At 66.7% G+C, this 21,057-nt stretch carries 23 protein-coding genes and 1 pseudogene; 18 read left to right on the forward strand and 6 right to left on the reverse strand.

Going from position 1 to position 21,057, the window contains the following annotated elements:
* Position 1: 1 nt before the first annotated feature.
* The 4 genes from CUTER_RS10975 to CUTER_RS11710 form a co-directional block, all read right to left on the reverse strand.
* Positions 2-502 carry a helix-turn-helix domain-containing protein gene (locus CUTER_RS10975; RefSeq protein WP_052843981.1) on the reverse strand — a complete coding sequence of 167 codons (501 nt, stop codon included), beginning with the start codon at positions 500-502 and terminating at the stop codon, positions 2-4.
* A gap of 209 nt (positions 503-711) precedes the next feature.
* Positions 712-960, reverse strand: a complete 249-nt coding sequence (locus CUTER_RS11535) for a helix-turn-helix domain-containing protein (RefSeq protein WP_158408108.1) — start codon at positions 958-960, stop codon at positions 712-714.
* A 367-nt stretch (positions 961-1,327) separates the two neighbouring features.
* A complete protein-coding gene (locus tag CUTER_RS10980; protein WP_052843982.1) occupies positions 1,328-1,834 on the reverse strand; it encodes a helix-turn-helix domain-containing protein in 507 nt (168 codons plus the stop codon).
* A 46-nt stretch (positions 1,835-1,880) separates the two neighbouring features.
* Entirely contained in the window at positions 1,881-2,045 is a 165-nt protein-coding gene (locus CUTER_RS11710; RefSeq protein ID WP_158408109.1) for a hypothetical protein, read from the reverse strand.
* A 45-nt stretch (positions 2,046-2,090) separates the two neighbouring features.
* Between CUTER_RS11710 and CUTER_RS01960 the strand changes: the two are divergent.
* Positions 2,091-2,336 (forward strand): annotated as a pseudogene (locus CUTER_RS01960) (transposase); the annotation flags it as partial.
* A gap of 64 nt (positions 2,337-2,400) precedes the next feature.
* Here the strand turns inward: CUTER_RS01960 and CUTER_RS01965 are convergent.
* Positions 2,401-3,531, reverse strand: coding sequence for a YeiH family protein (locus tag CUTER_RS01965; protein ID WP_082121226.1), 1,131 nt, complete (start codon positions 3,529-3,531; stop codon positions 2,401-2,403).
* Between the two features lie 76 nt (positions 3,532-3,607).
* Between CUTER_RS01965 and CUTER_RS11540 the strand changes: the two genes are divergently transcribed.
* The 7 genes from CUTER_RS11540 to CUTER_RS02000 all read left to right on the forward strand — a co-directional run bounded on the left by CUTER_RS11540 (position 3,608) and on the right by CUTER_RS02000 (position 10,178).
* A complete protein-coding gene (locus CUTER_RS11540; protein ID WP_047259014.1) occupies positions 3,608-4,540 on the forward strand; it encodes a LysR substrate-binding domain-containing protein in 933 nt (310 codons plus the stop codon).
* Positions 4,541-4,575: 35 nt separating this feature from the next.
* On the forward strand, positions 4,576-6,753 hold the full coding sequence (locus tag CUTER_RS01975) for a beta-glucosidase family protein (protein WP_047259015.1): 2,178 nt from the start codon (positions 4,576-4,578) through the stop codon (positions 6,751-6,753).
* 28 nt (positions 6,754-6,781) lie between these two features.
* The gene (locus CUTER_RS01980; RefSeq protein WP_052843985.1) at positions 6,782-7,300 is read left to right on the forward strand and encodes a DUF1707 SHOCT-like domain-containing protein; all 519 of its coding nucleotides are present in this window, start codon (positions 6,782-6,784) and stop codon (positions 7,298-7,300) included.
* 39 nt (positions 7,301-7,339) lie between these two features.
* The gene (glmM, locus tag CUTER_RS01985; RefSeq protein ID WP_047259016.1) at positions 7,340-8,683 is read left to right on the forward strand and encodes a phosphoglucosamine mutase; all 1,344 of its coding nucleotides are present in this window, start codon (positions 7,340-7,342) and stop codon (positions 8,681-8,683) included.
* 102 nt (positions 8,684-8,785) lie between these two features.
* Positions 8,786-9,100, forward strand: a complete 315-nt coding sequence (locus tag CUTER_RS01990) for a hypothetical protein (RefSeq protein WP_047259017.1) — start codon at positions 8,786-8,788, stop codon at positions 9,098-9,100.
* Positions 9,097-9,960, forward strand: a complete 864-nt coding sequence (locus tag CUTER_RS01995) for a hypothetical protein (protein ID WP_047259018.1) — start codon at positions 9,097-9,099, stop codon at positions 9,958-9,960. The genes CUTER_RS01990 and CUTER_RS01995 overlap by 4 nt, the downstream gene beginning before the upstream one ends.
* Positions 9,957-10,178 (forward strand): hypothetical protein, encoded by a 222-nt coding sequence (locus tag CUTER_RS02000; RefSeq protein WP_144412230.1) that lies wholly within the window; start codon positions 9,957-9,959, stop codon positions 10,176-10,178. Before CUTER_RS01995 ends, CUTER_RS02000 begins: the two co-directional genes overlap by 4 nt.
* Here the strand turns inward: CUTER_RS02000 and CUTER_RS02005 are convergent.
* Entirely contained in the window at positions 10,175-10,993 is an 819-nt protein-coding gene (locus CUTER_RS02005; protein WP_047260514.1) for a dienelactone hydrolase family protein, read from the reverse strand. The genes CUTER_RS02000 and CUTER_RS02005 overlap by 4 nt on opposite strands.
* A gap of 71 nt (positions 10,994-11,064) precedes the next feature.
* Between CUTER_RS02005 and glmS the strand changes: the two genes are divergently transcribed.
* From glmS to groL, 10 genes are all read left to right on the forward strand, one after another.
* Entirely contained in the window at positions 11,065-12,942 is a 1,878-nt protein-coding gene (gene glmS / locus CUTER_RS02010; RefSeq protein ID WP_082121229.1) for a glutamine--fructose-6-phosphate transaminase (isomerizing), read from the forward strand.
* A 20-nt stretch (positions 12,943-12,962) separates the two neighbouring features.
* Positions 12,963-14,078 carry an alanine racemase gene (gene alr, locus CUTER_RS02015; RefSeq protein ID WP_047259021.1) on the forward strand — a complete coding sequence of 372 codons (1,116 nt, stop codon included), beginning with the start codon at positions 12,963-12,965 and terminating at the stop codon, positions 14,076-14,078.
* Positions 14,071-14,550 carry a tRNA (adenosine(37)-N6)-threonylcarbamoyltransferase complex ATPase subunit type 1 TsaE gene (gene tsaE, locus CUTER_RS02020; protein WP_047259022.1) on the forward strand — a complete coding sequence of 160 codons (480 nt, stop codon included), beginning with the start codon at positions 14,071-14,073 and terminating at the stop codon, positions 14,548-14,550. The genes alr and tsaE overlap by 8 nt, the downstream gene beginning before the upstream one ends.
* 43 nt (positions 14,551-14,593) lie before the next feature.
* Entirely contained in the window at positions 14,594-16,201 is a 1,608-nt protein-coding gene (locus tag CUTER_RS02025) for an aspartate:alanine exchanger family transporter (RefSeq protein ID WP_047259023.1), read from the forward strand.
* A gap of 30 nt (positions 16,202-16,231) precedes the next feature.
* Positions 16,232-16,720 carry a hypothetical protein gene (locus CUTER_RS02030; RefSeq protein WP_047259024.1) on the forward strand — a complete coding sequence of 163 codons (489 nt, stop codon included), beginning with the start codon at positions 16,232-16,234 and terminating at the stop codon, positions 16,718-16,720.
* A gap of 19 nt (positions 16,721-16,739) precedes the next feature.
* Entirely contained in the window at positions 16,740-17,405 is a 666-nt protein-coding gene (gene tsaB / locus CUTER_RS02035; RefSeq protein WP_047259025.1) for a tRNA (adenosine(37)-N6)-threonylcarbamoyltransferase complex dimerization subunit type 1 TsaB, read from the forward strand.
* Positions 17,402-17,875, forward strand: a complete 474-nt coding sequence (rimI, locus tag CUTER_RS02040) for a ribosomal protein S18-alanine N-acetyltransferase (protein ID WP_082121230.1) — start codon at positions 17,402-17,404, stop codon at positions 17,873-17,875. Before tsaB ends, rimI begins: the two co-directional genes overlap by 4 nt.
* Entirely contained in the window at positions 17,872-18,918 is a 1,047-nt protein-coding gene (tsaD, locus tag CUTER_RS02045) for a tRNA (adenosine(37)-N6)-threonylcarbamoyltransferase complex transferase subunit TsaD (RefSeq protein ID WP_047259026.1), read from the forward strand. Before rimI ends, tsaD begins: the two co-directional genes overlap by 4 nt.
* 111 nt (positions 18,919-19,029) lie before the next feature.
* Positions 19,030-19,329: a co-chaperone GroES gene (gene groES, locus CUTER_RS02050; RefSeq protein WP_047259027.1), complete on the forward strand. Its 300-nt coding sequence runs from the start codon at positions 19,030-19,032 to the stop codon at positions 19,327-19,329.
* A gap of 39 nt (positions 19,330-19,368) precedes the next feature.
* Positions 19,369-20,985 carry a chaperonin GroEL gene (groL, locus tag CUTER_RS02055; protein ID WP_047259028.1) on the forward strand — a complete coding sequence of 539 codons (1,617 nt, stop codon included), beginning with the start codon at positions 19,369-19,371 and terminating at the stop codon, positions 20,983-20,985.
* Positions 20,986-21,057: the final 72 nt, after the last annotated feature.

Genomic DNA, 21,057 nt, shown 5'->3' on the forward strand with positions numbered 1-21,057 from the left:
TTTAGATACTTTCGGGTAGTTCTTTCGGCATGGCCCATAGCTTCCTCCCTTCGTCGGTGAGTCGAATACCGGGGCGGATTTTGATGGCCATGCCTTCATCTTCGGGGGTGCGTGGCACGTAAGCGAAACCAGGCTTGTTATTCAGGCCTTTAACTGCTTTATAATTCGGGTTATAATCAACAACCTGCTGAAAACCGTTAAGTTTATTCAGAAAGGCTCTCAGTTTCAACCTGCCGCCACGTTCCAATGCACTTTGGTCCAGGTTCCACAAGGCTAAAAGCCGAATGTTCTGGTGCAAAGTGGAGTGGTTTGCCTCCGGAATTATATCCCAGGGAAAATGCCTCGAAACATAATCGCTCAATCGTTGTGAAGTCTCGTGCCCACCCTGCTTAGCGAGCTTATGGACATACTGCCGCGAAACCTTGAACGCCCTAGCGATAGCCGCTTGAGACTCACCGGCTTCCATTAGTTGCATCACTAGCTCTGGCGTTAGCCCGCTCATGTCACTCGCACTCCTAGATAACTGTTGCTACAGCGCCTAGTTTACCTAAGATGCAAGCGGGCTGTGATGTCTCAAGACATGTGTGATAGTTTTGTCTCACGACATCAGTGACACAAGCTGAGAGTCATCGATGATCCACCTGGCGTGGGACTTGCGTCGTGCACCGAGATCGGACCGCAATCCAGCCCGGAGGCGTCAAGAGCGCGTCGTTAAGCCGCGGCGTGGTCGTTGATCGCTTCGTCGAGCTTGGTTGGGCTGGTGTGAGGACGCCTGGATTTCGGCTCCAGGATCGCGTTTGGGCCTTCGGATACAGCGCGTGAAGGTAGCCTGTAGAAGGTCTGGCGGGAGATGCCATGGGCAGCGCAGAACGCGCTCACCGCGCCTCGTTCGGCGTCTTCGGGCCACGACGCAATCGCTAAGCGGATCTTCGGATCGATGGGTTCTACGCGTTTGGTCACCCGATCGATCCAAGCCGACGTGTCACACCCTCCCTAGCCGGTTGTGTCACACATGTCTTGAGGCGGAACTGTCACTGAAGTCCTGATACATAACAGGGATAACCACGATGCGGGGCGTTGTCACACTTGATCGACTCCGGCTAGCTTGAAAGCGTATGGGCACCTATTGTAGGTGTTTCTTTGTGAGACTGATCTGTGTATTCGAGTTTATGGTACCTTTTGTTTAGGTGCCCAAATGCGAACTGTCTCAGTGTTACCGCGTGCCCCCGTCACCCCCGTCGGGAAGTGGTAGGCGTTCATCGTCCTTATGTCTCAGGGTATGAATTGTCTTATTGCGGCTGTATAGGGTGTGGCGTTGGTGCCGCATTTAGATACCTTCGGGCAGTTCTTTCGGCATGGCCCATAATTTCCTCCCTTCCGCTGTGAGTCGGATTCCGGGACGGATTTTGATAGCCATGCCTTCGTCTTCCGGTGTGCGTGGCACGTAGGCGAAACCAGGCTTGCTGTTCAAACCTTTAATCGGCGGATAGTTCAGGTTAAAATCAACCACTTGATTGAACACAATTAGCTTATTGAGAAAACGGGATAGCTTGCCAACAGCCTCACCTTTTATAAGTTCATGGTCCATGTTCCAAAAGGCCATAAGCCTGATACTGTTGTGGATGGTTGCGTTCCGCCATTCGGTAGGAACATCCCATGGCATGTTCTCGGCCACGAACTTACTAGGGGTAACGTAAACGTAACCCGCGCCCTTCAGAATCTTGGAAACATACTGTTGGGTTACGCCAAACTCCCTTGCAATAGCTGCTTGGCTTTCACCGCTCTCCAAGAGTTGGATAGCAATATCTGCTGTTAGCCCGCTGTAGCCGCTCATCCCTCCACCGTATCAAACTGGCTCTTCACAATTGAGGCTGGCGGGTTCAGACCCCTACTACACCCTCAACGGTGAAGAGCCTCTTTACTCCGGTGACTGCGGAGACCGCGCGAAGCGCAGCGGCCTTGGTCTCAGCGCCGGCTTCGAGCTCGTCGAGGTACATTCTCACGACCCTATCCCGGGTCTCCTGGTCATAAGGGCTGGTAGCCATGATCTTGCTCCTGTGTTGCATCATGCCCTCTCACCAACCCAGACCGCTTCGGGGGTTCCTCGTGGGTTGGTCGAGGTGGTTCGTCTTGGCCGGACTTTGACGAAGCGGCGGGAGGACATCCTGGCATTTTTCGATCGTCCTGGCTCGAGCAACGGCCCGACTGAGGCGATCAACGGGCGGTTGGAGCACCTGCGTGGTATCGCCTTGGGGTTTCGCAACCTCACGCACTACATCGCCCGTAGCCTGCTGGAGGCTGACGGGTTCAGGCCCGTGCTACACCCTCAATTGTGAAGAGCCGTTTATCTCCCCCGGTGAGGGCTGCACATGGCCCTTATGCGCCTCGGCGCCGCACCGCCTAGAACGTCACGAGCGCTCCGGCGAGGCCGATGAGGGTGACGATGAGGGTGGACGTGGCCGCGAGGATGATGGGCTTGCCGCCGATGGTGCGCAGTTCCTTGAGGTTGACGCCGCATCCGAGCGCGAACATGGCCATGGCCAGCAGCACCGACTGGGCGAACTTCGCCACGCTGTAGGCCACCTCGGGCAGAACGCCGACGTAGCGGTCGATGGAGGCGATGACCACCATGCCGATGAAGCCGGCGACGAAGCCGGGCATGAGGGCGGGCTTGGCCTCGCCGGCGTCGGTGTTGGTGCGGCTGAGGTACGCGCCGAGGCCGATGATGACCACGGCCAGCAGGATGACGCGGGACAGCTTGGTGATGACGGCGATTTTCATCGCCGGCGAGGAGGCGTCGCCGAGGGTGCCGGCGGCGGCCACGACCTGGGCGACCTCGTGGATGCTGGCGCCGGCCCACGCGCCGATAGCCTCTTCGGACAGGCCGAGGGCGGCGCCGAGCGCCGGAATGAGCGGGATCATGGCGGTACCGAAGGCGACGACGAGCGCCAGGCCGGCGGCTACCTGGGCCTTCGAGCCCTTGATGATGGTCTGGGCCCCGGCGATGGCGGCGGCGCCGCAGATGGAGAAGCCGCAGGCGATGAGCATGACGAGTCGGGGCTCGATGCCCATGGCCTTGCCGATGGCGATGGTGGCGACGACGCCGATGCCGACGACGGCCGCGACGGTGAGCAGCATGGGCACGCCGAGGGCGAGGACGTCGGAGACGACGACCTGGAGGCCGAGCAGGACGATGCCGGCTCGCAGCAGGTGCTTGGCGGCGAAGCCCACGCCTTCGTGGCCTCGGGCGAAGACGCCGGTGGTGTTGGCGAGGACGGCCCCAAGCACGATGGCGGCGAGCATGACCGACATGGCGGGGATGAGCCGGTTGATGCCGAGGGCGATACCGGTGCCGGCGACGCAGAGCAGGATTCCGGGGATGAGCCGCAGGACGTGGGCGGCGAATCCGGGCCGGGGCTGCTGGTGGGTTTGCACGACGTTGTCCGCACCGTTATGGGGGATCAGCTCGGTGTCATCGGCGGCAGCGGTGTTGGGATCGGGCATAGCGGGGGTAATGGGTGTATCGGGCATAGGCACGCTTAAAAGTGTGACGATCGATGTAAGCAAAGGGAAGACTCGCTATGCCATAGCGTTATATCATTCCTACATGACTCCTGAGGTGGACCTGCGGATGCTGCGATTAGTGACGCTCATCGAATCAACGGGGTCGCTCACCCTGGCCGCCGCCCAGCTCGGGCTTGCGCAATCCAACGCCTCCCGCTCGCTGGGCCGATGGGAACGCCAGCTGGGCTTTCGCCTGGTGGAACGCTCGCCGCGCGGGTCCGTCTTGAGCGAAAAGGGCAAGCTGCTCGCCGCGTGGGCGCTGCCGGTGCTCGACGGCGTGGACGAGTTCCACCGCGCCGTCACCTCTTTGACCATCGAGGCGGGAAGCCAACTCGTCGTCGGCGCCAGTCAGACCGTCGCCGAGTTCTTAGCCCCCGGGTGGCTCGGCACCTACCACGCAGACCACCCGGAGGTCTCCGTCCAGCTGCGAGCGGCGAACTCTGCCGATACCCTCACCGCGGTGCGGGAATCCCGCGTGGACATTGGCTTCATCGAGTCTCCCGTCGACGTGCCCGATCTCAGCACCCGCGGCGTGGTCACCGACCAGCTGCGGGTCATCGTCGCCCCCACTCACCCGTGGGCTAGGCGCAGCCGCGGGATTTCCGTGGCCGAGCTCGCCGCTGAGCCGCTGGTCATGCGGGAAGCCGGCTCCGGAACCCGCATCGCCTTCGAGCAGGCCATGGCCACCGCCGACGTCAAGGACGTGGCCTCCCCGGCGCTGGAGGTGAGCTCGAACGCCGCGGTCGTCGGCTCGGTGGTCGCCGGCGTCGGCCCGGCGGTGCTCAGCGAGTTTGTCATCGCCCACCCGGTGCGCTCGCAGTCGGTGGTGATCGTCGACGTCGTGGGGCTGACCATCACCCGCACCATCCGCGCCGTGTGGGCCCCAGCGCTCTCGCCGCCGTCGCGGGATTTTCTCCGCACAGCCTTGCGCGCATCTCGCCTCCCCAGGCCTGGTCAGCCTAGTAGATTGAGATAAAGGAATATTTCCGCCGTCGACGCGAAGGAGAACCCATGACCGCGGACACCACCCCGCCTCAACCCTGGATGGACACCACGAAATCGCCGCGGGAGCGCGCGGAGTTACTCGTCGCCGAGATGACGCTGGAGCAGAAAGTAGACCAGCTCGGCGGGGCGATGACCACCATCAACCCCTACAACATCGACATGGCAGACTTCGACGTCGACCAGTTCAATGTCTGGCGCCACGCCGATCCCATCGACGAGCTCAGCATTCCGCGGCTGAACATCACCAACGGCCCCGTCGGCGTGGGCATGGGCGACGGGGTGCCGTCGCCGCCAGCCACGGCCCTGCCCGCCACCCTGGGCCTGGCCGCCACCTTCGATAAGAACCTTGCCCGCCGCTACGGCGCCTTCATGGGTAAGGAGACCCGCGCCCTGGGCCAGCACCTGCTCGAAGCCCCCGGCATGTGCCTGGCGCGCATCACCACCGGCGGGCGCAACTTCGAGTACTTCTCCGAGGATCCGTACCTGTCCGGCGTGATGGGCGCGGAGGTCACCCAGGGCATCCAGTCCAACGGCATCATCGCCGAGGCGAAGCACTACGCGCTCAACGACGAGGAGGAGCAGCGCTTCCGCTACGACGTCCGCGCCGACGAACACGTCATGCGCGAGCTGTACCTCCTGCCCTTTGAGATGACCGTCAAGGACGGCGACGTCGCCTGCATCATGGGCTCCTACCAGCGCATTAACGGCACCTACGGCTGCGAGAACTACTGGCTGCTCACCCAGGTCCTGCGCGAGCAGTGGGGCTTTGAGGGCTATGTGCAATCGGACTTCTGGGCCGTGCGCTCGACGGCGCAGTCGCTCAACGCCGGCCTGGACCACGAGATGCCGGACCACAACTGGATGAACATGGAGTCCATCCAGCACGCCCTGGACCAGCGGATCCTCGAGATGGCCACCATCGACCGCGCGCTGGTGCGCCGCTACACCCAGATGTTCCGCTTCGGGCAGTTCGACGAGGTCTTCGACAAGACCGGCATCGACATCCCGGCTGGCTCCGCCTTCGCCCGCGAGGCCGCCGCCGAGGTCATCGTCCTGCTCAAGAACGAACAGCAGCTGCTGCCGCTTACCCCCCAGGATTCGGGTTCCATCCTCATCGTCGGCATCGATGACTTCGCCAACCAGATCTGCAACTGCGGCGGCGGCTCGTCGCAGGTCATCCCCACCAAGCCGGTCGTCCCGGCCGAGGGCCTGCGCGACGTGCTCGCCGAGCTCGGCGCCGACAACACCGTGGAGGTCTTCACCGTCGCCGATGACATGTCGAACCTTGCCGAGGCCGCCGAGGCCGCGGCGTCGGCCGGCACCGTGCTCATCATGGCCGGCCTGGTCACCACCGAAGGCGCGGACCAGAAGGACATGAACCTGCCGAAGCACCAGAACGAGCTCATCGACGCCCTCGCCGGGGTTAACCCGCGTACCGTCGTCGTGCTCAAGGACGGCGACCCGGTGCTCATGCCCTGGCTGGACAAGGCCCACACCCTCCTGGAGTGCTTCAACCAGGGCCAGGAGGACGGCCACGCCGTCGCCGATGTGCTCTTCGGCAACCACAACCCCGCCGCCAAGCTGCCCATGACCTATCCGGTCAGCGAGGACGACACCTGTTACGCGGGTAACCCGTCGCGCTACCCGGGCGTCGACGAAGGCGCCGGCTACCCCGTCATGCGCTACTCCGAGGGCCTGGAAATGGGCTACCGCTGGTACCAGGCTCAGGACATCACCCCGATGTTCGAGTTCGGCTACGGCCTGAGCTACACCACCTTCGCCCTGAACAACCTCGACGTTGCGGCCGAGGGCGTGCGCAGCGGCGTCGAGGAGACCTGGTCCACCGCCGGGCGCGAGCCGGGCACCGTGGCCGGAACCGTCACCGTGAGCGTGGACGTCACCAACACCGGCGACCGCGCCGGCGCCGAAGTGGTCCAGGTCTACGCCGAGATCCCGGTTGCTGGCCAGCCGCCGCGTCGCCTCGTCGGATTCGACAAGGTTCACGTGAAACCAGGCGAGACCGCCACCGCCGTCGTGAAGCTTGAGCTCAATTCTGCCTCCCACCCCTTCGGCGTGTGGGACGCCAACGCCCAGTCCTTCGCAGTGCGACCCGGCACCTACACCCTGCACGTCGGCACGTCCTCGGCGAACACCCCGTTCAGTGCTACCGTCGAGGTGAAGTAGGCACAACCACTGGAGCGGCCGGAGGGCAATGATGGGCGAGCGTCGTATTGGAACTAACGAGCGCTCCACCGCCATAGAGCGGCTGGGTACGTACTTCGCCGACGGTTACCTCACCGCCGAGGAGTTCGACGAGCGCTCGTCTCGCGCGGCGGTCGCTGTGTGGGACGCGGACCTCGACGCGCTCTTTGCCGACCTGCCTGCCGAACCAGCCACCTCCACAGCCATCGCCGTGGCTGACCCGACGTCGGCTCGCGCCGCCAAGGAGCTGGATTCTCTGCTCGTCAAAGGCAAGATCCTTAAGGCCGTGGATTGCCTCGCTAGCGTGTGCGGCTTCACCCTTCTCATGTTGGGCTTGTTCGTGTACGACTGGACTTGGTTCTGGGTACCGTTCGTCGCGGCCAGCGCGGTGCCGATCGGCGCACGGCTCCTGTTGGGCGTGGGCAAAAGCGAGGAAAAGGTGTACAACGACGTCATTGAAAGGGAACGGAAGGTGCGTGCGGCGCGGCTGGAGCACGCCGCTCAACGACGCCGAGAGCTCGGCGCCTAGTTTCCCGCAGCTCGCACCCGGGCTGGCATAATCAGCCCCATGACTCGACTGTTTGGAACTGACGGCGTTCGCGGCCTGGCGAACAAGACCCTCACCGCCCCGCTGGCGATGCGCCTCGGCGCGGCCGCCGCGGATGTGCTCACCCGCGGCCGGCGGTCCCACAAACGCCGCCCGACCGCGCTCATCGGGCGCGACCCACGAGTCTCCGGAGAGATGCTCGCCGCGGCCATGTCCGCCGGCATGGCGTCCCGCGGCATCGACGTCCTGCGGGTGGGGGTCATGCCCACCCCCGGCCTGGCCTATCTCACCGATTCCTACGGCGCCGACATCGGCGTCATGATCTCCGCCTCCCACAACCCCATGCCGGACAACGGCATTAAGTTCTTCTCCGCCGGCGGGCACAAGCTACCCGACGCCGTGGAGGACGAGATCGAAGCCGCCATGAACTCGCTCACCCCCGAAGGGCCCACTGGCACCGCCATCGGCCGCATTATTGAGGAAGCCCCCGACGGCCGCCAGCGCTACCTCGACCACCTCGCGGCGTCCATGCAGACCAGCCTCAGCGGCATCAAGGTCGTGGTGGACACGGCCAACGGTGCGGCGTCGGCCGTGGCCCCGCTGGCCTACCAGGCCGCCGGCGCCGAGGTCATCCCCATCTTCAACAAGCCCAACACGTACAACATCAACGACAACTGCGGATCCACCCACATGGAGGCCATCCGACGCGCCGTCGTCGAGCACGGCGCCGACCTGGGCCTGGCCCATGACGGCGACGCCGACCGCTGCCTCGCCGTGGACGCCGACGGCAACGTCGTCGACGGTGACCAGATCATGGCCATCCTCGCCGTCGGCTTCAAGGCCGACAACGACCTGCGCCACAACACCCTCGTCACCACGGTGATGAGCAACCTGGGGCTCAAGCTCGCCATGCAGCGCGAGGGCATCAACATCGTCGAGACCAAGGTGGGCGACCGCTACGTCCTCGAAGAGATCAACCGCGGCGGGTTCGCCCTCGGCGGCGAGCAGTCCGGCCACGTCATCATCCCCGAGTTCGGCACTACCGGCGATGGCACCCTCACCGGCCTGCACCTCATGCAGCGCATGGCCAAGACCGGCAAGACCCTGGCGGAACTCGCCAGCGTCATGACCGTGCTTCCCCAGGTGCTCATCAACGTCCCCGTGTCCGACAAGTCCGCCATCCTCGCCAGCGACGCCGTCGCCACCGCGAAGCAGGAGGCCGAGGCGGAACTGGGAGACGCCGGCCGCGTGCTGCTGCGCCCGTCGGGCACCGAAGAGCTCTTCCGCGTCATGGTCGAAGCCGCGGACAAGGAACTCGCCCGCAAGGTCGCCGGGCGCATCGCCGCCGTCGTCACCGCCGTGTAAATAGCCCCATCGGGGCTGGTTAAAGCATGAGGGAACCGAACAGCGACGGTTGCGGTCTAAGGAGTTAGTACCGTTACCGACCCCTTAATAAGGAGTGACCCCATGCCCAGCCATGTCCACGTTGACACCGAGCTAGCACAGCAGCGCCTGCGCGAACTCGCTGAACAGGCTCGCAGCCTAGAGCAGCACCGGCGGGCTCATCCGCCGGAACTGCCCGCCACCAGCGTCGGCGAGGGCTTTGAATTCCTCGGCCGTCGCCTCCAGGCCGGCGTTGAGGCGCTGCACGACGCCGGCGTGCGCCGGCTGCGCGACATCGCTGAAGAACACGAGGCGGCGCTGACGGTGGTGTACCGCCTCGACGAGCAAGACGCGGCGACGTCCGCGCTCCTTCGCCGCGCCGGGGAGCGGTGGGCATGAACGTCGACACACACCTGCCGGTCTTCGACGCCTTCGACGACGCCGTTGCCACCTTCGCCGCGGTAGCCGGGGACGCCTTCCCCGCCCTGGAGCTGCCGATCAACGCCGTGCGCACGGCGTTTTCCACCATCGAGGGACTCGACCCGGAGGTGTTGGTGACAGCGGTGGCCGACGCCACCGGCATCGGCCAAGACGACCTGGCGACGGACCGCTGGCGTGACACCGCCACCACCGTCCTGCCCGGTGTGGCCGAGGGCGTGCTCAGCCAGGGGCTGGTGGACGCTCTGGCGGGCTACGAGAGCGAGCGCGCCCAGGCCCACGACCTGCACGCGAGCGCCACCGACTGCGCGGAGGTTCTCACGGGACTGAACCGCGACTGCACCGAAGCCGTGGTGGAGACCCTCGAGGCGGCGACGGCACTGGTGCGCTCCCTCGCGGGTGTGCTCAGCGCCGTGATCGGCGCGGCGGCCGTCGTCGCACCGCCGCTGGCGGGGCTGCTCAAGGCCGGGATTGAACAAGGCAGCGCGGTGATCGCCAAGACCTTGGAGGTGGGAGTGGGGATCTGCACGGACCGGGACGTTGCCGTGGCCGGCTGTCTGGAGCAGCTGGCGACGATGCTGGAACAACACGGCCAGGCTCCGGCCGCCGCGGCGGCGTCGGTTGCGTCGGCTGCGTCGATGCCGGCGGCCGCGGGGCCGGCGGCCGTGGAGCCTTCCGTGGAGACGCCACCCGGCGCGGTAGCCCCACCGCCACCTACACCTGCACCCGAACCCGCGCCGGCGCCAGCCAGTGAGCCGACGGATACCGCCTCATCTGCTACCTCCGGGGCGGGCACAGCATGGAAGGCGGGCACGTGGTGAGCACCGAGTTTGATGCGTTCTTGCAGGAGTTTCGCCGCCGTACTGGTGAGCGCCTCTTAGAGTTTGAGAAGGTCCTGGCGGTGGCCCAGGCTGACGTCGAGCAGCACACCGAGCGGGCGCTGTCCGAGCTGGCTGCTCAACCGGCCGGGCGTGAGCGTCGCCCCGGGAACCGACCGCGGGGGCGTGGGCGGTCCATTTTGCGCTCGGAGCGCCACTAAGCGATCCGCTCCGCGAGTTCGTCGCGGGTGTAGCTAACGACCTTCTTCGCGCTCGCGTCCGGGTCGGAGAAGTTCGCGTAGGAGTTGTCCTGGGCGAGCTGGTGCAGCAGGAAGCCGGTGAGCAGGCCACGGACGCGTTCCTGCCCGGCGGTCTGCGGCAGCCCGATGCCCACGGTGAGCTTCACCAGCGTGTCTTCCGTGAACCCTTGCTGGTTCATGCCGTCGACCTCGCGGAAGACCACGTCGGAGCCGAAGTGGTGAGCCAGCTTGGCGGGGTTGCCGGCGCCGAAGAGTTCGCCCTTCTGGGAGCCGATAATCAACCCGGGGGCGTCGACGGCCGGGGCGGCGTCGTAGGCCGAGGGGGTGACGACGGCGGGGAAGAGGGCCGCTACGGCTTTCACGCGGTCGTTGTTCGCCGCGGTGAGCACCGCCGCGCCGCCGCCCATGCCGTGCCCGACGACGCCGAGCCGGCCGGGGTTGACGGTGGCGTTGCCGTGGCCGAGCTTGACGCCGGCGAGGATTTGGAGGGTGGAGTCTAGATCGGCGGCGAAACCGGCGTGGTCGGGGGAGAAGCCTCGCTCGGTGTCGGGGGCGCCGACGACGATTCCCCAGCTCGCGAGGTGGCGCAGGGTGGCGTGGTAATTCTTAACGGACTTAAGCCAGTCATGCCCAAAGGCGACCGCGGGTAGCCCGTCGCCCTCGGCGGGGGTGTAGACCTTACCCTCGATCCCGGCGTAGGCGAGGTCGCCGACGAGCACGCGGTGCGGGCCGCGCTTGGACAGTTTCGACAGGGGCTTATTCAAGTTCGGAGACACAGCCACCACGATAGTGGATAAGTCCTGCGATAACTCCCTACAGCCGTGATGCGTCGTTTATTGTGGTGCCCATGTGTGGAATTGTCGGATATGTAGGCCACCGCGAGGCCTTGGATATTGCCCTTGATGCGCTGCGTCGGATGGAGTACCGCGGCTATGACTCGGCGGGCATCGCCGTCGTTGGTGCTGGCCAGGATGGTGAATCGACGCTGACGTCGGTGAAGCGTGCCGGCAAGTTAGCCAATCTGGAAGACAAAATTGCCGAAGTGGGCCGAGAGACGCTGGCGGGAACGACGGCAATTGGCCACACCCGGTGGGCGACGCACGGCCGGCCGACGGATGAAAATGCGCACCCTCATTTATCCTTCGATGGCCGCGCCGCGGTCGTGCATAACGGGATTATTGAGAACTTCGCCCCGCTGCGCGCGGAACTTGAGGCCGCCGGCGTCGAGCTGAAGTCGGAGACGGACTCGGAGGTCGCGCCGCACCTGTTGGCCCTGGCGTACAACGAGGGGGAGACCGCGGGTGACTTCCGGGCGTCGGCGCTGAAGGTACTCAACCGCTTAGAGGGCGCGTTCACCGTGCTGTTCACCCACGCGGACGCGCCGGGGGAGATTGTGGCGGCGCGGCGGTCGACGCCGCTCATCGTCGGCGTCGGCGAGGGCGAGACCTTTCTCGGTTCGGACGTGGCGGCGTTCATCGAGCACACGAAGGACGCGGTGGAGCTGGGCCAGGACACCGTGGTCGTCGTCACCGCCGACGGCTATGAGATCCTCGACTTCGAGGGCAACCCGGCGCAGGGTAAGCCCTTCACCATCGACTGGGATTTGGAGGCCGCGGAGAAGGGCGGGTTTGACTCCTTCATGATGAAGGAGATCCACGAGCAGCCCGCTGCCGTGCGCGATACCCTGGCCGGGCACTACATCGGCGGCCGGGTGGTGCTCGACGAGTCCACCATCTCTGACGCCGAGCTCAAGGCGTTCAACCAGGTGTTCGTCGTGGCCTGCGGTTCGGCCTACCACTCCGGGTTGTTGGCGAAGTACGCCATCGAGCACTGGGTGCGCATCCCGGTGCAGATCGAGGTGGCGAGCGAGTTCCGCTACCGCGACCCGGTGCTCGACGAGCGCACCCTGGTCCTGGCGGTGTCCCAGTCCGGTGAGACCGCGGACACCCTCGAAGCGGTGCGTCACGCGAAGTCCCAGGGCGCGAAGGTGCTGGCGGTGTGCAACACCAACGGCTCCCAGATCCCGCGCGAGTCCGACGCGGTGCTCTACACCCACGCCGGCCCGGAGATCGGCGTGGCGTCGACCAAGGCCTTCTTAGCCCAGGTGGCCGCCAACTACATCGTCGGCCTGGCCCTGGCGCAGGCGAAGGGGACGAAGTATCCCGACGAGATCGCCGAGATTTGGCACACGCTGGAGGAGATCCCAGGCAAGATCGAGCAGCTGCTTTCGGTGGAGGCCGGCACCAAGCACATCGCCGAGACCCTCGGCGCCATCAAGACCATGCTCTTCTTGGGCCGCAACGTGGGCTACCCGGTGGCCTTGGAGGGCGCGCTGAAACTCAAGGAGCTGGCCTACATCCACGCCGAGGGTTTCCCGGCGGGCGAGCTCAAGCACGGCCCGATCGCGCTTATTGAGGATGACCTGCCCGTGGTCGTCGTCGTGCCGTCGCCGCGCGGGGTGAAGGTGTTGCACTCCAAGATCGTGTCCAACATTCAAGAGATCCGGGCCCGCGGGGCGAAGACCATCGTCATCGCGGAAGAAGGCGATACCGCGGTGGAGCCCTACGCGAACTGGCTGCTGCGGCTGCCGCAGACGTCGACGATCATGCAGCCGCTGCTGGCCACCGTTCCCCTGCAGTTCCTGGCGGCGTACATCGCCCGCGAGTGCGGCAACGAGGACATCGACAAGCCGCGCAACCTTGCCAAGTCCGTCACGGTGGAGTAGCGGGCCTAGACTAGGAGGCCATGAGTAGGCCCCAACTGCGTGTCCGCGTCAACCTCGCGGCGATCGCGCACAACACCCGCACCCTGGCCGGGCGGCTCGGCCCCACCACCCGGCTCATGGCCGTGGTCAAGGCCGACGGCTACGGCCACGGCGCCGTGGCCGTGGCGAAGACGATGGCCGACTACGGCGCCGAAGCCTTCGGGGTGGCGACCATCGCCGAGGCCCTGCAGCTGCGCGACGCCGGCATCACCGAACCGATCCTGGCGTGGCTGTGGCAGACAGGCGACGACCTTTCCGACGCCGCGGCCGCCGGCATCGAACTCGCGGTGCCGTCGCCTGAGCACCTTCAGGCGCTCGTCACCTCGGGGCTGGGCCTCGACGTCTGCCTCAAGGTGGAGACGGGGATGCACCGCTCCGGGCTTGACGAATCCCAGTGGGCCGACGCCTTCGCCCTGGCCGCGGCGAACCCGCAGCTGCGGGTCACCGGGCTGATGTCCCATCTGGCCTGTGCCGACGAGCCCGAGCACCCGGCCACCGACGCCCAGGCGGCGGCGTTTCGACGCGCGATCGACGCCGCCCGCGTCGCCGGCCTGGCGGTGCCGCGCAACCACCTGGCGAACTCCGCGGCCACGCTTACCCGCCCGGACCTGCACTTCGAGCAGGTGCGGGTAGGCCTGGCGCTCTACGGCCTCAACCCCATGGCCGCCGGCGTTACCCCCGCCGCAGAGCTGCAGCCCGCCATGACGTGGGAGGCCGACGTGGTGGCGGTGAAGACCGTCCACCCCGGGGACCATGTGAGCTACGGCTGGACCTACGAGGCCCCGGCCGTCGCCCACACGGCCGTCGTCCCGGTGGGATACGCCGACGGGCTGCCGCGGCGCCTGCAAGGCAACGTCGAGGTGACCATTGGGCAGCGCCGGTACCCGCAGGTGGGACGGGTGTGCATGGACCAGATCGTCGTCAACGTGGGCGACAACTCCGACGGCGTGCGCCCCGGGGACACCGCCGTCCTCTTCGGCCCCGGCGGGGCGGGGGTCGACGAGGTGGCCGACGCGCTCGGCACCATTAATTACGAGGCGCTGTGCCTTCCCAAGGGGCGCAGCCAGCGCGTCTACGAGGGAGGCGATCATGCATAACTGGCCCGAGACCGGACGAGTGGAACTGGACACGGCGGCACAGACGCAGGACTTCGGCGAACAACTCGGCCGCAGCTGCCAGGCGGGGGATGTCATCATCCTCGACGGCCCGCTCGGCGCCGGTAAGACCACGCTCACGCAGGGCATCGCCCGGGGCATGAAGGTATCCGGGCGGGTGACGTCGCCGACGTTCGTCATCGCCCGGGAGCACCCGTCGACGGTGGGCGGGCCGGCGCTCATCCACGTGGACGCCTACCGGCTCATCGGCGAGTCCGGGGACCCGGTAGGCGAGCTCGACGCGCTGGACTTGGACACTGATCTCACCGATAGCGTCGTTGTCGCAGAGTGGGGCGGTGGACTCGTGGAATCCATCGCGCACGAGTACCTTGTAGTGACGTTAGATCGCACGACGGCGGTGGCCGAGAATCCCGACTCCGAGCGTCGGATTATGACGTGGGAGCTGCGCCGGTAGCACCAAGTGCGCGCTCCCCGAAAGAAAGTGAGCGCGTGTACCCATGCAAGCATTCCTGGAATTTTTAGCAGCGCAGCCGCTGCTAGCCCTCGGAATAATCCTCACGGTGGGGTTGGCGTTAGGCAAGATCAACGTCGCCGGAGTGTCGCTCGGCGCCGCCGCGGTGCTCTTCGTCGCGCTGGGCTTATCCACCGCGAACCCGGACATCCTCATCCCGGACTTCGTCTACAAGATCGGCCTGGCGATGTTCGTCTACGTCATCGGGCTGTCCGCCGGCCCGGCGTTTTTTAGGGACTTCCGTTCCCGCGGGTGGCAGCAAAACCTGCTCACCGCGGTGGTCATCGTGCTCATGGTGGTGCTGTCTATAGCGCTTGTGCCCATGCTCGGGCTGGAGGCCATGACTGGCGCGGGTACCTTCGCCGGTGCGTTGTCCTCGACGCCGGGCATGGCGGCCATCGTGGAGATGGTCCCGGAGGAGCTGCGCCAGGAGCCCGTCGTCGGCTACTCCCTCGCCTACCCGGGCGGGGTGCTGGGCATGATTATCGTCGGCGCCATCGGCGCGGCGGTGCTCAAGGTCAACCACGAAGACGACGCCCGCGAGGTGGGCCTGCTGCCGGCCGAGCTGGTGTGGAAGGGCGTGCACATCACCAACCCCAAGGCCCACGGCCGGATGGAGCAGCTGCGCGAACTCACCGGCCAGACCATCCTCGTCACCCGCGTCATCAACGACGACGGCACCCACACCCTGGCCCGCCAAGACGGCCCCGTCCGCCCGGGCATGACCCTGCTCGTGCACGGGGAACCGGCGGACCTCGACGCCGCCATCGCCGTCCTCGGCGAGGAAGTACCCCTGGACCTGGCCGAGTCGGACCTGTCCTACTCGCGCATGTCCGTCTCCAACCCGGAGGTCACCGGCGTGCCGCTGCGCGATCTCAAGCTGGCGGAAAAGGGCTTCATGATCGCCCGGGTCCGCCGCGGCGACAACGACATGGTGCCGGGCCCGAACTTCACCCTCAACCTCTCCGACCGGGTGCGGGTGGTCGCCCAGGAACCCGACCTCAAGCAGGCCCGGAGCTTCTTCGGCGACTCGGAACGCGCTCTGGGCAACGTCGACCTGCTGCCCTTCGCCCTCGGCTTGACGTTGGGCTTGCTGCTGGGCGCGATCCCGGTGCCGCTGCCCGGCGGCTCCTCGCTGAGCCTCGGCTTCGGCGGCGGGCCGATCGTCGCCGGTCTCATCCTCGGCGCGGTGGGGCGCACCGGCCGGATGAATTGGCAGATTCCCTTCCACGCGAACATGACCATCAGCACCCTGGGCCTGTCGCTGTTCCTGGCCGGGGTGGGGACGTCGGCCGGCGCCGGTTTCCGCGGCGCCATGCAGGACCCCGCCTCGCTGAAGTACCTGCTCATGGGAATGATCGTCACGCTGGCCGCCGCGCTGGCCTGCGCGCTGGTGGGCATGTGGGTGCTCAAGCTGAAGTGGGATGAGGCGATGGGTGTGGCCGCCGGACTGTCCACGAACCCGGCGGTGTTGAGCTACCTCAACCAGCAGACCGGCACCGAATTGGCCGCCCGCGGCTACGCCACCGTCTACCCGACCGCGATGATCGGCAAGATCATTGCCTCTCAGGTGTTGGTGCTCGCACTCCTGTGATGACGCTGCCGGCGGGTATGGTTGGTCGATATGACCAAGTCTTTGAAAGTTCTGGCAGCCCTCATTATCGCCGGGTTCACCGTGCTCGTGCTGTTCCTCGCCGGGTACCGCAACTGGTACTCCCAGCAGCCGGCCGCCGGCTTCCCGACGGGCGGCATCAGCGCCGCCGTGGAGCGCGCCGACGAGGCCAACCTCACCTTCCTGGGCGTGTCCCATGTTGACCTCTACGGGCCCAACTACCCGCTGGCCGTCACCGTGTGCCCCCGGATGGTGCCCTCGGACATCGCCGCCCAGCTGCAGCTGCCGGGTGCGATCAAGGGCATAGCCAACCCGGATGAGCCGGTGGACATGGAGCACAACTACCTCGTCCTTATCGACCAGCAGGGCAACGCCGTGGCGGACAAGCTCAACCGCGCGGAGGTTGACCTGTGCGGCCTGGCCCAGCAGGCCGTCATTCAGCCCAACCAGGTTATGCAGTTCCAGAAGTCCGAAGAGGGCAACTGGGTTCTCGCCGGTTAACGCCGTTATTGTGTAGGGCGTGATTGCCCTCGCCATTGATACCGCAACCTCCGCCCTCGTCACGGGCGTGTATGACACCGTGACGGGGCGGGCCGTCGACCGCGTCATCGACGGCGCCCGCGGCCACAACGAGCAGCTCATGCCCACCATCGCCGAGCTGCTCGACGCCGCGTCGCTGAGCGTGGCGGACATCGACGCCGTCGTCGTCGGCCAGGGCCCGGGCCCGTTTACCGGCCTGCGGGTGGGCATGGCGTCGGCGGCCGCCCTCGGGCAGGCGCTGCGCGTGCCCGTGTATGGGGTGAGCACCCTCGACGCGCTGGCCCACGGCACCACAGGGCGGGTGCTGGTGGCCACCGACGCCCGCCGCCGCGAGGTGTACTGGGGGCTGTACGACGACGCCCGCCGGGTGCACGGCCCGGAGGTGAGCAAGCCGGGGGAGCTGGCGGCAACCGGCGTTACGTCCGTCATCATCCCGGAGAAGCTGCGCTCGGCGCTGCCGGCGGAGCTCGCGGAGCTGCCGGGCGGGGAACCGACGCTCAGCGCGGCGGCACTCATTGCCGGCGTGGACTATGACGCGACTCCGGCGCCGTTGGAACCGGCGTATCTGCGCCGGCCCGACGCGGTCCCGCCGGCGCCGGCGCCGCGATCCCCCGCGATTCCGGTGGTCCCGGGGATTCCACAATGATTGAGGGCGTGACGCTGCGTGAGCTGGTCGCCTCCGACGCTGACCGGCTCGCCGAGCTGGAAGCGCAGCTCTTCGCCGGCGACGGCCCGTGGAGCGAGCCGGCCCTGCGCGCGGAGATCTCCCACCCCGCCACGGTCTACATCGGCGCGGAGCGCGACGGGACGGTCATCGGGTACGCGGGCCTGGCGCTGCTGGGGCCGGCCTATGACATCGAGTGTGAAGTCCACACCATTGGCGTCGCCCCGGGTGAGCAGGGCAATGGTGTGGGGAAGCTGCTGCTCGACGAGCTGCTGGCGACCGCGGACCGGCTAGCTGCGCCGGTGTTTTTGGAGGTGCGCACCGACAACGCCGCCGCCATTGGGCTGTACGAGGCCCGCGGTTTCGCCCGGATCGGGCTGCGCAAGAATTACTATCGGCCATCCGGGGCGGACGCCCTGGTCATGCGGCGTGAAGGAAGAGGTCAGGCGTGAAGATCCTGGGTATTGAAAGCTCCTGCGACGAAACGGGCGTCGGCATCATCGAGCTGGACTCCTCCGGCGGGATGCGGGTGCTCGCCGACCAGGTGGCGTCCTCGATGACGGAGCACGCCCGCTTCGGCGGCGTCGTCCCGGAGATCGCCTCCCGTGCGCACCTGGAGGCGTTGCCGCAGGTGATGGACGCCGCGCTGGCCGAGGCCGGCATCGACGCCCCGGACGCGGTGGTGGCAACGGTGGGCCCGGGGCTCGCCGGAGCGCTGCTCGTGGGGGCAGCGGCGGCGAAGGCGTACGCCTTCGGCTGGGGAGTGCCGTTCTACGGCGTCAACCACCTGGGCGGGCATGTGGCGGTGGCGAACCTGTCCGGTGAGCCGCTGGGCCACAGCATCGCGCTGTTGGTTTCCGGCGGACACACGCAGATCCTGGAGGTTCACGCGGTGGGCCGGCCCATGCGGGAGCTGGGTTCCACGCTCGACGACGCCGCCGGCGAGGCCTATGACAAGGTTGCCCGGCTGCTGCACCTGGGCTACCCGGGTGGGCCGGTCATTGACCGTCTGGCGGCGCAGGGGGACCCCAAGGCCATCGCCTTCCCGCGGGCGTTGACCAAGGGTGACGCGTTGGCGGGGGAGCATCGCTATGACTTTTCTTTCTCCGGGTTGAAGACGGCCGTCGCCCGCTATGTGGAGGCCGCCGAGCGCGAGGGCCGGGTCATCTCCGTGGAGGACGTGTGCGCGTCGTTCCAGGAGGCGGTGGCGGACGTGCTGACGAAGAAGGCGGTGCTGGCGGCCCGCGACGTCGGCGCGCCGACGATGCTGCTCGGCGGTGGGGTGGCGGCCAATTCCCGGCTGCGGTCGCTGCTGGCGGCGCGGTGCGCCAGCGCAGGCATCGAGCTGAGGGTGCCGCCGCTGCGGCTGTGCACGGACAACGGGGTGATGATCGCGGCGCTGGGCGCGCAGCTCATTCACGAGTCGGCGACGCCGTCGTCGCTGGCGGCGGCCACGACGCCGGGGTTGGCGGTGGAGATCCCGCTGGTGAGCTAGGTCTGGCACCGCCTAGGGTTGAGTGCTGGCACTTGAGGTACTAGAGTGCCAAACAGGTCTCTCCGGTGACGGTGGGCCTCACAGAAACTCACCTTCAAGAAAGGACTCACCATGGCTAACGTCAACATCCGCCCGCTCGAGGACAAGGTCCTGGTTCAGATCGTCGAAGCCGAGACCACCACCGCGTCCGGCCTGGTCATCCCGGACTCCGCCCAGGAGAAGCCGCAGGAGGCGAAGGTTATCGCGGTTGGCCCGGGCAAGCTGGGCGAGGACGGCAACCGTGCCCCCATCGACGTCAAGGAGGGCGACACCGTCGTGTTCTCCAAGTACGGCGGCACCGAGCTGAAGTACAACGGCGAAGAGTTCCTCCTGCTGTCTGCCCGCGACCTGCTCGCGGTCATCGAGAAGTAACCGGACTTTTAGACAGAAGTAAAGGAGGCCTGAGCCTTCATGGCTAAACTCATCGCATTCGATCAGGAAGCCCGCGAGGGCATCCAGCGCGGCGTCGACCAGTTGGCCGACACCGTCAAGGTCACCCTCGGCCCCAAGGGTCGCAACGTGGTCCTGTCCAAGGCCTTCGGCGGCCCCACTGTCACCAACGACGGCGTCACCATCGCCCGGGAAATCGAGCTGGAGGACAAGTTCGAGGACCTCGGCGCGCAGCTCGTGAAGTCCGTGGCGGTGAAGACCAACGACATCGCCGGCGACGGCACCACCACCGCCACCCTGCTCGCCCAGGCCCTCATCTACGAAGGCCTGCGCAACGTGGCCGCCGGCGCCAACCCCATCGAGATCAACCGCGGCATCGAGGCCGGCGTGGAGAAGGTCGTTGAGGAGCTCAAGGCCCGCGCCACCGACGTGTCCTCCGCCACCGAGATCGCCCACGTCGCCACCGTGTCCTCCCGGGACCCGGAGATCGGCGACGTCGTCGCCGGCGCCATGGAGAAGGTCGGCAAGGACGGCGTGCTCACCGTCGAGGAGTCCCAGACCATCGAGTCCTCCGTCGACGTCACCGAAGGCGTGTCCTTCGAGAAGGGCTTCCTCTCGCCCTACTTCGTCACGGACATCGACTCCCAGCAGGCCGTGCTGGAAGACGCCAATGTCCTGCTCGTGCGCAACAAGATCTCCTCGCTGCCCGAGTTCCTGCCGTTGCTGGAGCAGATCGTCGGCACGTCGCGGCCGACGCTCATCGTCGCCGAGGACGTCGACGGCGAGCCGCTGCAGACCCTCGTGGTGAACACCATCCGCGGCGCGCTCAAGGTCGTCGCCGTGAAGTCCCCGTACTTCGGCGAGCGCCGCAAGGCGTTCATGGACGACCTCGCCGTGGTCACCCAGGCCACCGTCGTCGACCCCGAGGTGGGCGTGACCCTCAAGGAAGCCGGCCTGGAGGTTCTGGGTTCGGCCCGCCGCGTCACCGTCACCAAGGACGAGACGGTCATCGTCGACGGCGCCGGTACCGCCGAGGAGGTGGAGGCCCGCCGCGAGCGCATCCGCCGCGACATCGCCACCACCGATTCTTCGTGGGATCGGGAGAAGGCCGAGGAGCGCCTCGCCAAGCTGTCGGGCGGCGTGGCCGTCATCAAGGTTGGCGCCGCCACCGAGACCGAGATGAACGAGCGGAAGCTGCGCGTCGAGGACGCCATCAACGCTGCCCGGGCAGCCGCGCAGGAAGGCGTTATCGCCGGCGGTGGCTCCGTGCTCGTCCAGATCGCCACCGAGCTGAAGGACTACGCCGAGCAGTTCGAGGGCGAGGCCAAGATCGGCGTGCTGTCGCTGTCCCGCGCGCTGACCAAGCCGGCCTACTGGATCGCCGCCAACGCGGGCCTCGACGGCGCAGTCGTCGTCAACCGAGTCGCGTCGATGGCCAACGGTGAGGGCTTCAACGCCGCCACCGGCGAATACGGCAACCTCATCGACGCCGGCATCATCGACCCGGTGAAGGTCACCAACTCCGCCGTGGTCAACGCCGCCTCCGTCGCCCGGATGGTTCTCACCACCGAGGCGAGCGTGGTGGAAAAGCCGCAGGAGGAGTCCGACGCTCAGGGAGTGCACGGACACCACCACTAAGGTTCTTGACACACCGTCAAGCCCCCATCGGCGCGATGCCGGTGGGGGCTTGTGGCGTCGGGGAGTTACGGA

Origin of the sequence: Corynebacterium uterequi (assembly GCF_001021065.1) — a bacterium.
GTDB classification, from domain to species: domain Bacteria; phylum Actinomycetota; class Actinomycetes; order Mycobacteriales; family Mycobacteriaceae; genus Corynebacterium; species Corynebacterium uterequi.